Genomic DNA, 15,156 nt, shown 5'->3' on the forward strand with positions numbered 1-15,156 from the left:
AGTCCAAAATAAAAGTTTTATACCGTTATGGTTTTAAATAATCACATTCACAGATTTTTTATTTTTTATTTCCTGGCAAGTTTACAATTATGGGCACAAGGAAACCTAAAGGAATACAATTTTGTTAATATTAAAGAGGGTATTTCTAAAGTAGCCGTATCTGGTATTACACAAGATAGTTACGGGTTTATTTGGATTGGTACTAACGGTGCCGGATTATACAAATTTGATGGGATTGATTTTGTTTCCCATAAACACATTTTAAACGATTCAATATCTTTAAGCAGTAATTTAATTTATTGCACTTATCTAGATGCTAAAAACAGGTTATGGGTTGGAACTGAAGATGGCCTTAATCTGTACGATAGAAAGTTTGATAAATTTAAAAGAATCCCAATTAGCCAAGCAGAAAATAATGGAAACTTTTCTATAGCAGTCAGTAGTTTGGTTTCGGATGAATCTGGAAATATTTACATTGGTACTTTTGAAAACGGATTCTATAAACTTAATAACAAGAGTCAAAAAATTGAGGAAATACCCATTGAAGGTTTTAACAGGGAAACAAGTAATGTAAATATTAACAGCCTCCAAATTAGTGACAAAGGAAAAATTTATGCAGGCACCAGTATAGGGCTTCGTGAATATGACAGCACCACTAATACGCTAAAAAAATGTTTCTTTTCTTCAAGCAATGGTATAACTTCAATTGACGACCCCATTCAATCCATTTTATTGGATAATTCAAATAATATTTGGGTGGGTACGCTCGCCAATGGTCTGTATAAAGCATCCATTTTAAGTACAGGGAAGGACGATTCCCTGGGTTTTAATCATTACAAAATTACCACTAAACGAATTTTATCAATGGTTCAAATCCCCGACGGCACTCTAATGATTGGTACCGAAAATGATGGATTGATCCATCTGAATCAAAATGGCACTTTAATCAAGAATTATTTACTCGATAAAACCGATAGAAACGGCATAAGATCAAATTCCATTTGGTCGTTGTTTGTGGATAATAACGAAAGAATATGGATGGGTTATTATAATAGTGGCGTGGCGGTTTATGATAAATTATACGATAAGTTTAATGGTTTGGAAAGTTTGCCAAGCAATTCCAATTCACTTCAATTTGGTTCCGTTACAGCTATTGAGCAAGACGCCAATGGTAAATTTTGGATTAGTATGGATGGGGGAGGTATCGATATTTATGATTCTCAAACCAACAAGTTTGAACATATTAATAAAACAGATAGCAACAGTTACTCTGGCTTAACAAGTTTAGATATTCAAACCGTTTTTATAGATAGCAAAAAAAATATTTGGGCAGGCAGTTGGAACAATGGGTTGTTTTTATTGAAAAATGGGTCTAATAAGTTTATTAATTATAATTCTTCGAATACCCCTAATATCAACTCTAATAGTATATTGAGTTTTGATGAAGATTCAGATGGCATCATTTGGATAGGAACGTTTCATAGTGGGGTTTTATCATACAACCCTAAAACCGAAAAATTCACAAATCAGAAGATGTCTCCATTTCCCAAAAAAGAAATAATTGGGGATGACGTTAGAAAAGTGTTGGTTGATTCCAAGAATGATATCTGGGTTGGCACGACCGAAGGTTTGTTTAGAATCAAAAAAAATGGAACTAATGATCTTATAGTCGAATCCATTTCAGATAAAATGGCGAATGGCTATAGAAATAAAACAAGTGCAAATCATATTCTGTCATTGTATGAAGGCATCGATGGGTCTATTTGGATTGGAACCAGAGGCTCTGGATTGTGCCGTTATACCAATAAGAATAAATTTGAATGGTATAATGAACTTTACAATTTTACAGAAGAAAGTGTGTCCAGTATCATTGAAAGTAAAGATGGAAATTTATGGGTAAGTGGGAATTCCGGACTTTCAAAATTAGATATAAAAAATAATGAGGTAACAAACTTTACATCCAACGACGGACTTTTATCGAATGAATTTAACTTCAACGCTGTTTTAAAGGACCAACAAGGCATCTTATATTTTGGCAACTATAAAGGCGTTGATTTTTTTAATCCAGAAGAAATTACCACAAATAAAAGATTGCCTTCATTATATTTTACAGGACTCAAATTATTCAATAAAGAAGTTTTGCCTGGTAAAGAAAATTCTCCTTTAAAGCAAGTATTGGCCGAAACAGACGAAATAAAACTTAACCACACACAATCTGTATTTACCATTGAGTATTCTGGGGTAAGCTACACAAGGCCAGAGAAAAATCAGTATGCCTATTATCTGGAAGGATTGGAAAAATCGTGGAATTATGTTGGCAATTTAAGAAGCGCCACCTATACTAATTTAGATAGAGGTAACTATATTTTTAAATTAAAGGCGGCCAATAATGATGGCGTTTGGAATGAAACACCATTGGAATTAAAAATAACGATTCTGCCACCCTGGTGGAAAACAAATTGGGCTTTACTAATATATACGTTGCTGTTTTTTGGTGCGGCTTATATGCTTAATAAAATAGTCCTCGGCCGAATTAAAGAAAAGGAGTTGCTAAGAAATGAAAGAAATCAAAGAATTCAGGAAGATGAATTAAATGAAAAGAAACTTCAGTTCTTTACCAATATTTCCCATGAATTTAGAACCCCTTTAACGTTGATGATCAATCCTTTACAGGATATTATGAGTGATGATAAATTGAACCTTCCCATAAGGGTTAAGGAAAAACACAATGTCATTTACAAAAACACTGATAGACTTTATAGGCTCATCAATGAATTAATGGATTTTAGGAAGCTGGAGCTAAACAAAATGCGAATACGGGCTCAAGAATTAAATGCTGTTAGCTTCACTAAAGATATTATTGGTTATTTTAAAGAAGAAGCCTATAATAGAAACATACATCTTGCGGTAGATGCCGATGTGCCCAATATTCCGCTTTGGGCAGACGAAAGTATGTTGGAAAAAATTATTTTCAACATACTTTCCAATGCCATGAAAGTAACGCCGGATGGTGGTGCCATAAACATTGACCTCTTGTCTAGGGACGATTTATTTGTGCTACCATTGGTTAGTGAAACAGAGCCCATTAAAGTGATCGAAATTATAATTTCCGATACAGGTCCCGGTTTGGAAAAAGAACAAACAAAAAGAATATTCGAACGTTTTTATCAAGTAGAAAATTTGAATAAAACTTATTATGGAGGCACAGGTATTGGGCTTGAAGTAGTCCAGAATTTTGTTCAATTGCATAAAGGAAAAATTGAAGTTGAAAGCAAATTGGGAGAGGGCACCACGTTTAGAATTTTATTGCCGGCAGGGAAAATCCATTTTTCTGAACAGGAACTTCTTACGGAAGTAACTTCTGCAATTTCTTTAAAAGAACGATTTGTTCCAAGGGTTAATACGGAATCAGCAAAAGAAGATATTTCCACAGATGAGAAAACTTCCAAACCTTATACCGTCTTAATCGTTGAGGATAACACAGAGCTTCGGAATTATTTGCGTGATGAACTTAAAAAAGATTATAAAATTTTAGTAGCAAATAATGGAAAAGAAGGTTTAGAGATATCTAGGGAAGCATTACCGGATGCTATTATCACCGATGTGATTATGCCAGAAATGGACGGTTTCGAGTTTTGTAAAATAATTAAAACCGATATAAGAACCAGCCATATTCCTTTATTGATGCTTACTGCTAAAACAAGAATAGATGACCGAATTGAAGGTATTGGATACGGTGCAGACGCCTATATGGTAAAACCGTTTGATATGCGATTGTTAAAACTTCGTGTATCGCAATTAATTACTAGTAGGAAATTAATTTTTGACAAATATTTTGGGGCAATAAGTGGTGCTGAAGAAAATAAGAATGCAATATCTATTGATAAAGAATTCATTCAAAAAGTGTTGAGTTTTATTAACAAAAACATGAGCGATTCAGATTTAAGTGTAGAATTGTTAGCTGAGGAATTAAACTTAAGCAGAAGTCAGCTTTACAGAAAAATAAAAACCCTAACAGGGCAAACGGTCAATGAGTTTTTAAGAAAAATACGATTACAACGCGCCAAGCAATTACTGGAAACCGGCAGTGCCAATGTAAGTGAGGTTTGTTATAAAGTAGGGTTTTCTTCGCCTTCCTATTTTACGAAATGTTTCAAGGCGCATTTTGGTGTTTTGCCTACTGAAGTTGAATCGAATTCTTAAAGGACTCAAAAAAACTTAATAAATCTATCTAGTTTAATTCCTTCCCTTTTTTCAAGCGGAGGGGCCTTTATGCGGAGGGGTCAATCCCTCCCCTTTTTTCAAGGAGGAAACCTGTTCCTAATTTTCAGTTTGCTTATTAACCGGAAATAATTCCTGGGTTACATTCATTTTATGGGGAGGAAATTTAAATTAATGATGATGATTCAAGGCTTGTTGAACTGGAAATAATTCGACTATAGGAGAATTATTCTATTTCAACAATGCCCCGAAAACAAAGGGATTTTCGAAATCTCTTATTGAAAGGTTGTTTATCAAAATTCAATCAAGATTATTCATTCATTTTAAGAATAAGTTTACTCCCCAACTTTTTTATCTGACCCTAATTCCTCCCCTTTCTTCAAGGGGAGGTGCCTTTAGGCGGAGGGGTCAAATTCTTTAAAATGAGTGGTTTTGTAATACAAATCATTTCCTCCTATTTCACATGTTGCAAAGTTTTCAAAACTAATTCACTACGTTTCAAATTTTCATTACTACAACAAATGTAGCATCCTATGCTTCTTATGTCGCATATTGTATATCTCATAGCTAATTGCAACAATTCTTCTATTAGTTGCTTTATAAGTCTTATTATTTGCTTTTTTCACTAACTACATTTGGTCTATTAATTTTATAATTCTTAGCAATGATCCAAAAAACTTCCCTCATTAAAGTATGTAAAGAAATGTTGATTATAGGGTTAATGTATTTTTTGCTCTTAGTAATGTACCATATCATATAAGATTTCCCAACTATAAAAACGCCATTGAATGAATTTTAATAAAAACATTAGAACACAATCTTTAATTAGGTTTTCAAAATCAGGTTTGATACTTGCCATAATTCTTATCATGGTTGCTTCATGTAAAACAAACGAGAAGGAAATTAAAACTTACGCATTTAAATTCCAAGATACTTCTTTGCCGGTTGAAGAACGGGTTCAAGATTTAATAAGCCAAATGACGCTGCAAGAAAAAGTATCGCAAATGCGTTATGATGCGCCAGCCATTGAACGGTTGGGCGTTCCTGAATACAATTGGTGGAACGAAAGTTTGCATGGGGTTGCCAGAGCAGGCGAAGCCACTGTTTTTCCACAAGGCATTGGTATGGGTGCTACTTGGAACGCCCCTTTAATTTTTGAAATGGGCACGGCAGTATCAGACGAAGCAAGGGCAAAACACCATAAATTTATTTCTGAAGGTAAAAGAGGCATTTACCAAGGCTTAACGTTTTGGACACCCAACATCAACATTTTTAGGGATCCACGCTGGGGCAGAGGGCAGGAAACCTATGGCGAAGACCCCTATTTAACCAGTAGAATAGGCGTTAATTATATAAAAGGGCTTCAAGGAAACGATCCTAAATATTTAAAAGTAGTGGCCACGGCAAAACACTTTGCTGTGCATAGTGGCCCAGAAAAATCAAGGCACAAGGACAATTACCAAACATCCAATAAAGACTTATACGAAACCTATTTGCCAGCTTTTGAGGCGGCCGTAAAAGAGGCAAAGGTACACTCCGTAATGTGTGCGTACAATCGTTTTAGGGATGAAGCTTGCTGCGGAAGCAATTTGTTGTTACATAAAATTCTTCGCGACGATTGGGGTTTTGATGGCTATGTGGTTTCCGATTGTTGGGCGATCAATGATTTTTGGGAACCCGGAAAACACGAACTTGTAAAAACACCGGAAGAGGCCAGTGCCTTAGCGGTTTCCAGAGGAACAGATTTGAATTGTGGAGACTGTTACGACCCATATTTAAAGGAGGCCGTTCTTAAAAAAATGATTGATGAAGAAAAAATTGATTTGGCACTCACCAGATTGATGACGGCGCGTTTTAAACTAGGCATGTTCGACCCAGAAGCGGATGTAAAATGGTCAAAAATACCTTATGATGTGGTAGCAAGTCAAGAGCACTACGATTTGTCTAAAAAAATCGCCAGGGAATCAATGGTGTTGTTGAAAAATGAAAACCATACGCTTCCTTTAAGTAAAAACATAAAGTCTATTGCTATTATTGGTCCGAATGCGGATTCTAAACCGGCACTATTGGGTAACTATCATGGTACGCCCAATAATTATAACACGCCTTTAAAAGCAATCACAGATAAATTACCCAATGCCACTATAAATTATGCATTAGGAAGTGATATTGCCATGGGTTGGCCCACTTTAAACACCATACCAGCTTCCGTGCTTAAAAATGGTAATAATAATGGATTAAAGGGAGCATATTTTAAAAATAGAAATTGGGAAGGAACGCCAGAATTTACAAGAAATGATGGTGTTGTAGATTTTATTTGGACCATTGATAGACCTATAAAAAATTTAAAAACCGATACATTTTCAGTGAAATGGACGGGACAATTGGTGCCAAATGAGAGCGGAATATACAGAATAGGGTTTAGGGCCAGTAACGCTGTCAAATTTTATTTTGATAACGAACTTAAGTTTGAATTTACTGACGACCATGAGCCGAAAACCAAATATTTCGATATGGACTTAAAAGCAGGAAAGTCCCATGACATTAAAATTGAATACTTTAACTACCACTCCGATCCACAAGCGCAATTTGTTTGGGCGAAAATGGATCAAGATTTAATAACTCCAGCTTTAGAGGCTGCAAAAAAATCGGAGGTTGTAGTGCTATGCTTAGGATTGTCTCCAGATATTGAAGGCGAAGAAATGCCCGTATTGTTAGAAGGTTTTGATAAAGGAGACCGTTCAGACATTACCCTTCCAAAAACCCAAATGGAGTTAATGAAAAAAATCCAGGCTCTTGGTAAGCCAACCATTTTGGTTTTAATGAACGGAAGTGCGCTGGCCGTTAATTGGGCTGCCGATAATATCCCTGCCATCCTAGAAGCATGGTATCCGGGCGAATTTGGAGGAAATGCCATTGCCGATGTGTTGTTCGGCGATTATAACCCAGCAGGACGACTCCCCATAACCTTTTATAAATCGGTAAAGGATTTACCGGATTTTAAAAACTATAACATGGAAAACAGAACCTATAAATACTTTAAAGGGGATCCGCTTTTTCCTTTTGGCCATGGTTTAAGCTATACCAATTTTACCTATACTAATTTGAATATCCCTGATGCAGTAGCCATTAACAATGATATTAAAATAAGTGTTGAGGTTAAAAATACGGGAGCACTTGCAGGAGACGAGGTCGTTCAGCTATATGTGTCGCACGTAGGAAAGGTTGATGTGGCCACACGAACTTTGGTAGGTTTTGAAAGAATTCATTTGAATGCTGGCGAGACAAAAATATTAACCTATAGCATAAGCCCAAAACAATATGCTTTAATAGGTGCCGATGGGAATACTTTATTAGAACCAGGAGCATTAACAATAAGTATAGGCGGTAAGCAACCAGGTTTTAAAGGCGTTGCAGATACCACTACAAGCGGCGTAATAACAAAAAAAATAGCATTAATAGATAATCAACAAACACAATAAACAAACTAATTAATAACTAAAACTATTTAATATGAAGATGAAGTTTAAATTGGCAGTCATTGCTCTGGTAATGATTTGTACACAAAGTGCTTTTTCACAAACAAAAACGGTGTCGGGCACGGTTACAGGTAATTCTGGAATTCCTTTGCCCGGAGTAAATATTCTGGTCAAAGGAACCACAAACGGAAACATAACGGATTTTGATGGTAAATACAGCATCAACAATGTAAGCCTAAATAGTGTGCTTGTATTTACTTATATAGGTTTTGCAAAACAAGAAATTGTATTTACGGGCCAAAATATACTAAACGTTAATTTGTTAGAAGATACCTCGACATTAGATGAAGTCGTGGTAATTGGTTATGGTACTTCTAAAAGAAAAGATTTAACGGGGGCTATATCTTCCGTTTCTGCCGATGAGTTAAAAGACCAGCCTTTTACATCCATCGATCAAGCTTTAATTGGTAAAGCTGCCGGTGTTACGGTGTCGCAAAACTCGGGTGCTCCAGGGGGCGGTGTTTCTATAAAAATTAGAGGGATAACGTCTCTTTATGGCAATGAGCCTTTGTATGTTATAGATGGCACGCCTATTTTTGCTGATAGAAATAACACTTCTTTAGATTTGGGTTCAGCTACTGGTGGCGGCTCTGGGCAAAATGTCAACTCTGCTTTATCAGGTTTAAATATGTCAGATATTGAAAGCATAGACATCTTAAAGGATGCATCGGCCACAGCCATTTATGGGGCCAATGGTTCCAATGGGGTTGTTTTGATAACGACAAAAAAAGGTAAAAAAGGGAAAGCCATTATTTCTTTTGATAATTATACGGGTATCCAAACGGTTGGCAAATATTATGATATGATGGATTTGCAGCAATATGCCCAATATACAAGCGATTTATTAAAATCGGATAATAGAGAAGTGCCTTTTGAATTTCAAAACCCTAGTTTATTAGGTAAAGGGACCGATTGGCAAAAAGAAATTTTTAGAAGTGCCTTAGTTACCAACAACCAAGTGGCAGTTTCCGGAGAAAAAGATGGCACACGCTATTATACCTCTCTAGGTTATTTTAAACAAGAAGGTGTCATTGTGAATACCAATTTTGAGAGAATTTCGATGCGTTTAAATATTGAAACCAAAGTTAACGACTGGCTTAAAGTAGGCAATAATGTATCCTTAAGTAATGTAAAGCAACGTATTGTTAAGAACGATGATAGGGGCGGTATTGTGTCTTCGGCGTTGCGTTTAAGCCCGCTCATACCGGTAAGATATCCAGACGGAAGTTATGGTGCTCCTGGTGGTGGTGTAAATGGTGCGGCCAATAATTATGAAGCGGTAAACCCCGTTGCCTATTCGGAATATGTTAACAATCGGGATAGAAAATTTAAGATAAACGGCAATTTATTTGCTGACATAACCTTAGCGAAACCTTTAACCTTTAGAAGTGAATTGGGATACGATTTAAATGCAGGCGATGGCAGGGTTTTTATTCCTACTTATGATAATATTGGTACCGCTGCAAATGAAGTGAATTCTTCACTTAAACAACAAGACCAAAGTTATTATTGGAATGTGAAGAACTATTTAACATACAATGAATCTTTTGATAAACATAGCATTAATGTCGTATTAGGTCAAGAAAGACAAAAAAGTAATTTTGAATATTTAAGAGGTTCCAGAAGAGATTTAGAAGGGAACAATCAATTTGATAATTTAGTGTTGGGTTTAAAATCGACCTCTGAAGTGGATAACCAAAGTTATGCGTGGGCCATGCAATCCTATATTGCTAGGGCCAATTATAATTTTGACAATAAATATTATTTAACAGCTTCTGTAAGAGCAGATGCTTCTTCAAATTTTGGACCTAATAACAAATGGGGTTATTTTCCAGCGGTTTCTGGTGCTTGGACCATTTCAAATGAAGATTTCATGAAATCTTTATCAAGTACCGTAAATTACTTAAAATTACGTGCAGGATATGGTGAAGTTGGAAATCAGAACATTCCTAGCTTTTTGTATCAAACGCAATTTTCTGCTGTTCCCTCGGCTAGCGGGTTATCCTATATTTACACAGTAGATGGAAATCCTGATATAAAATGGGAAACTTTGAAATCTACAAATATTGGTTTAGAAATTGGTTTATTAGATGATGCCATTAAATTGGATGTTGATGTGTATCAAAAGAAATCTTCAGATTTATTAATTCAAAGACCAGCAGATGACCGAACAGCGGGTAGAGTTTTACCCTATGAGAATGTAGGTGAAATGCTTAATAGGGGTATTGATATAACGTTAAACACCAGAAATTTTCAAACCGATGATTTTTTATGGAATTCTACTTTTATATTCTCAGCATTTACCAATAAATTAACAAAATTCTATGATGGTTTAAAACCATTAACTGCTAATATTCCCCAGTCAGAGGGAGAATTACTTTATAGTTATGTTGAAGAAGGAAAGTCTTTAGGTCAAATGTATGGTTATGTTACCGATGGCATTTTTAGAACCCAGCAAGAAGTGGATCAAAGTGCTACACAAGTGCCAGGTAAAACCAGTGTAGGCGATATTAAATTTAAAGATTTAAATGGCGATGGTGAAATTACGCTTGACGATAGAACATACATAGGTTCTGCGCTTCCAAAATTCACTTTCAGTGTCAACAATAATTTTAATTATAAGAATTTTGATTTAAGTGTGGTAGTAAATGGTTCTTACGGAAACAAAATATACAATCAAAACAGATATTATACAGAAGCCTTGCGTTTCTTGGGGGAAAATCAATCTACTAGAGCGCTAAACCATTTTGTTGTAAATTATATGCCCGATGGCGTTACTTTAGATGATGCCGCAAACACAGCTCAAAACACCGATGTGCCCAGAATTGATTTAGGAAACGGAAATTCAAATACGCGCGTTTCAGATCGTTTTGTAGAAGATGGATCTTACATTAGAATTCAAAATATTACGATGGGATATAATTTAAGCTCTGGGTTTTTAAGTCAGACGAACATCTTTACTAAAGTAAGAATATACCTTTCCGGACAAAATTTATTCACCTTTACCAAGTATTCTGGCCTGGATCCAGAAATTGGAAGTAGAAATTCAGATATAAGATATGCAGGTTTGGATGTAGGGAGATATCCTTTGGCAAAAACAGTAACACTAGGTGTAAACCTAACATTTTAATAATATTAAAACTGATTATTATGAAAAAGCAATTAATAAAAGCATTCATGCTAACAACTATGATTCTTTTCTTAGGGTCATGTTCAGGAGATTTCACCGAGTTGAGATCCGAGAATTCATTATGTAAAGACTGTTTGCCTCCGGGAGCCTCACCTTACGAAGGCATCCAAAACGGGCTATACACCAAAGGTTGGTTTGATTACAACTTTAAGGGTATGATAACGCAAGGCGATACCTATGCGGGTAATGTATGGGCAAACGATGGCGAATTCAGGCCCTTTGCAGAAGCATCTGTATTGAATGATAATGGCGTTTTAAATGGCAATTGGACGGGATTATTCTCTGTAGTGAACCAATCGAATTCCTTGATTCAGGATTTAATTAAGGATAAGGAAAATATTCCTGAGGATGCCTACAACCAAGGCATTGGCGTTTCTAAGTTTATGAGGGCTACAGCATATTTTTATTTGGTAAGAATTTGGGGCCCTGTCCCCATATATGATGAAAACTCTAGCGGCATCAATGCGTTTAGGAATTTAGAATCCGATGTTTACAAATTCATTGAGCTGGATTTAGAAGATGCTGTTGCAAAATTGACAACCGAGCCAAAAGTAGGAAGAATTGGAAAATACTCCGCAATGGGAATGTTGGCAAAAGTGAAATTGAATTTGAAAAAATACGATGAAACGGCCCAATTGTGTAGAGAGGTAATAAACAGTGGTAAATACGATTTATTGGAAGATTATGGGAATTTATTCAACAACCCTAATTTCAACAACAGTAAAGAAAGCTTATTTTCGCTGCAATGGACTGTTAATTGTAATGAATGGGGCACCCAAAATACCGAGCAAGCTTATATCGTGCCATCGGGTTCTGGAATTACTGGTGGTGGAGACGGTTGGGGTTCTTATATGCCAACTATCGATTTGCCAGGATTATACGAATCAGGCGATAAAAGAAGAAAACCATCTATTATGATGGAAGGCGATGTGTATCCGGAACTGTTAAGTAAAAAAGGAGGCTATACATTTGATAAATTACCTTCCCAAACCGGACTGAACTTTAGAAAATACATAGTGGGTTCCGCTGATGATGGCTACAATGTTTGTTTTATGCGAACAGAACAAAACACCAATATGTTACGCTATGCCGATGTGCTGTTAATGATGGCTGAAGCCAAATTGGGAACTAATGTTTCTACATCTGATAGTGAAGCGCTAGTGGCTTTTAACAAAGTACGTTCCCGTGCTGGTTTAGGCTCCGTTAGCACCATTACCCAAACGAGTTTATTTAAAGAAAGACGCATTGAATTTTTATTGGAAGGCCAATATTATTTCGACTTACAGCGTAGAAATAGACCGGATGCCTTGGCAGAAATTGCCGCTCAACAAAGAGGTTTTTATGGAGATGCCGCTAGAACTGAGTTGGTTTCCATTAAAGTCGTGCCAACAAATGCTTATTTTACGTTGCCTTTACCGGCAGGGGCTATAAGCATTAATGTTAATTTAACTGCTGCACCAGTTCCGTTTAATTTTTAAATAGTAATTATGAAAAACATTTATAAAATAAATTTAATAGTAATAATGTTAATTTCGGCATTATTCTCATGTTCAAAAGATGAAGTTGGTACACCAACAATAACCACTTTTTCTTCGCAAACCAACCCCAATGCTTCTGGGGTTCCGGGTGATTTACTTAAAATCGAAGGCACTAATTTATCTGGTTTGAAACAGATTGTTTTAGATAATAAATTGGATGTATCCTTTAATCCTAATTTGAATTCCAATATTGCCATTTTTTTCAACATCCCTAATTATGATTTTGAAAACCCTTATAATTTTGGAGTGCAGCCTATAAAATTTGTTACTGCCAATGGGGTGGTTGATTCTCAAATCAATATTATTCAACCTGCCCCTGTTTTTGGTAATTTTAGTGTGCTTAACCCTAAACTAGGTAATAAAGTAACCATAAAAGGGCGTTGGTTTATTGATGTTTCATCAGTTACATTTGGAGGAGAACCTTTAGATTATACATTGGTTTCTGATAAGGAAATGTATTTCACAGTACCAACGGATGCTACAGCAGGAGCCAATGTTGTTATTACAACGCCTGCAGGTAGTACGCCCATTGTTCCGCCTGGGCCTGGGGTTGCAAACACGACATTTTTAGATATCAATTTTGGTTTTGTTGATTATTTGTTTGAAGATTTTGATGGTAATGGATTATACAAAAGTACTTGGGGATCGTATGGTGATGCAGGTGCTTTGAGTGTAACTGCAATTGGCCAGACCGCTAATAGCGCTCAATATGATTATTATGGAGCAACAGCAAACGGTTATAATGGATGCCAGAATAATGAAGCGGGTGCTTTTTTACCAAGTTCAGCTACGGCAGCTTCTAAAGTAACATTTAAGATGATGGTAAACGCCAACCCGGGTACATCATTTGATGTGATTCTTGATACTTGGGCCTATAATTTTACCATTACTACAAGTGGATGGCAAGAAGTTTCAGCGGTATTGGACCAATTTGGGTCTGGTTACAATCCTGGAAATGCGGCAACAGATACTAAAAAAGTAGATCCTTCAGGCATATTGCAAGTTAAAGTGTCTTTACCCAATAATGGCATTGTTTCAAGCGTGAAATTTGACGATATTAAATTCAGGGTAGAGGAATAGTATAAAAAATTAATCTAACTTAGAGGTTGCCTGAAAAGTCTAAAATTATATTTTTCAGCTATGTACATGACAAAAATTAAAATAATGAGTTCATAATTAAAAATCAAAACCTTAATAATTCCTCCCCTTTTTCCAAGGGGAGAGCTTGTGCCGATTTTTCGGTATGCCTTTAGGCGGAGGGGTTTAACACAAATAAATAATAGTCATTTTATCACACCCTTAAATATTTCAAACACCTTCTATTTCAAATAAAAAACAAATAATTAAAATGAATTATAAACAAATAGTAACTGCTTTTTTTCTGGTATTTTCATTACTAAGTTGCAGTAAAGATGACGGCAATACCCCAGTGCCATTAAACGCGTTGGCAACTCCTTTTGCTTCAACGGCAAGTAATGTTACAAATACTTCTTTTCAAGCAAATTGGGTTTTGGTTCCTGGTGCGGAAAGTTATTTGATTGATGTTTCAACCGATAACAGTTTCTCTACGTTCGTTACTGGGTATGATGCTTTATCAAATAGTGGTAGCACGGTTGCAATTTCCGGACTTTCTCCAGCTATGGCATATTACTATAGAATAAGAGCCAAAAGAGGTGTTGAAGTTTCCAATAATTCAAATGTTATAACCGTTAAAACCACAGGCGTTGCGGCCGAAGACCCAACTTTTCTTAAGGTTAAGGCTAACGCATTAGCGAATCCATTTTTTGTAGGAGTCGCTGTAAAAGCCCAACAATTAAATACTGGTAGTGCCTATGACGTTGTTCTTAAAAATGAATTTAGCAGTATTACGGCCGAATATGAAATGAAAATGGACCCCATTTCTACGGGAAGCGGCACTTACAATTGGGTAGCTGCCGACAAAATTGTTAAATACGGAAATGATAATGGCATCAATGTGCATGCGCATGTTTTGGTTTGGCATAATGCAGTTCCTAATTGGTTAAAAGATTTTTCGGGAACTGATGCTGAGTTTGCCTTGGAAGTAAAAAAATACATAACAGCTGTGGTTACCCACTTTGCTGGAAAAGTGAAGTCCTGGGATGTTGTAAATGAAGCGGTTGATGATAATGGTAACATGAGAAATACTGTTTTTTTAACTAAAATGGGACCTAATTATATTAAAGATTGTTATCAATGGGCCAGAGATGCTGCAAATGCTGCTGGAGATACCAATTTGTTGTTGTTCTATAATGATTATGCTACTTCAACCAATATTAACAAACAAAATAAAGTGTTTGCTATTGTAGATGATTTAAAGGCCAGTAATTTGATTGATGGCCTAGGTTTCCAAATGCACAACACGTATTTAAGCCCTGCCAAAACACAAATGGAGGCCGATATTAATAGAGCTGTAGCCAAGGGTTTAAAAATCCATGTTTCTGAGTTGGATATTCAAGTGAATCAAAACAACGATATTACAACTTTTACAAACGAAAGAAAATTAGCCCAAAAGGATAAGTATAAAGAAATCGTTAAAATATATAACGCACTTCCGGCTGCTAATAAATATGCTTTAACAGTATGGGGTTTTAAAGACAATGAATCTTGGATTCCTTACAGCACCGATTTAAATCACCCAGGGAACGAC

The 15,156-nt window shown here is 35.9% G+C and carries 6 protein-coding genes; all 6 read left to right on the forward strand.

Annotated features, from left to right (window positions below; genetic code table 11):
- Positions 1–27: 27 nt before the first annotated feature.
- The gene (locus ACU1LP_RS03725; RefSeq protein ID WP_445735604.1) at positions 28–4,203 is read left to right on the forward strand and encodes a two-component regulator propeller domain-containing protein; all 4,176 of its coding nucleotides are present in this window, start codon (positions 28–30) and stop codon (positions 4,201–4,203) included.
- Between the two features lie 806 nt (positions 4,204–5,009).
- Positions 5,010–7,703 carry a glycoside hydrolase family 3 C-terminal domain-containing protein gene (locus ACU1LP_RS03730; protein WP_445734208.1) on the forward strand — a complete coding sequence of 898 codons (2,694 nt, stop codon included), beginning with the start codon at positions 5,010–5,012 and terminating at the stop codon, positions 7,701–7,703.
- 31 nt (positions 7,704–7,734) lie between these two features.
- Positions 7,735–10,890, forward strand: a complete 3,156-nt coding sequence (locus tag ACU1LP_RS03735; RefSeq protein ID WP_445734209.1) for a SusC/RagA family TonB-linked outer membrane protein — start codon at positions 7,735–7,737, stop codon at positions 10,888–10,890.
- Positions 10,891–10,910: 20 nt separating this feature from the next.
- On the forward strand, positions 10,911–12,428 hold the full coding sequence (locus ACU1LP_RS03740) for a RagB/SusD family nutrient uptake outer membrane protein (protein WP_445731765.1): 1,518 nt from the start codon (positions 10,911–10,913) through the stop codon (positions 12,426–12,428).
- A 9-nt stretch (positions 12,429–12,437) separates the two neighbouring features.
- On the forward strand, positions 12,438–13,568 hold the full coding sequence (locus ACU1LP_RS03745) for an IPT/TIG domain-containing protein (RefSeq protein ID WP_445735605.1): 1,131 nt from the start codon (positions 12,438–12,440) through the stop codon (positions 13,566–13,568).
- 268 nt (positions 13,569–13,836) lie between these two features.
- Positions 13,837–15,156: endo-1,4-beta-xylanase (locus ACU1LP_RS03750; protein ID WP_445735606.1), on the forward strand; the 1,320-nt coding region annotated here is incomplete at its 3' end.

The sequence above is a fragment of the Mariniflexile sp. genome (assembly GCF_052728615.1).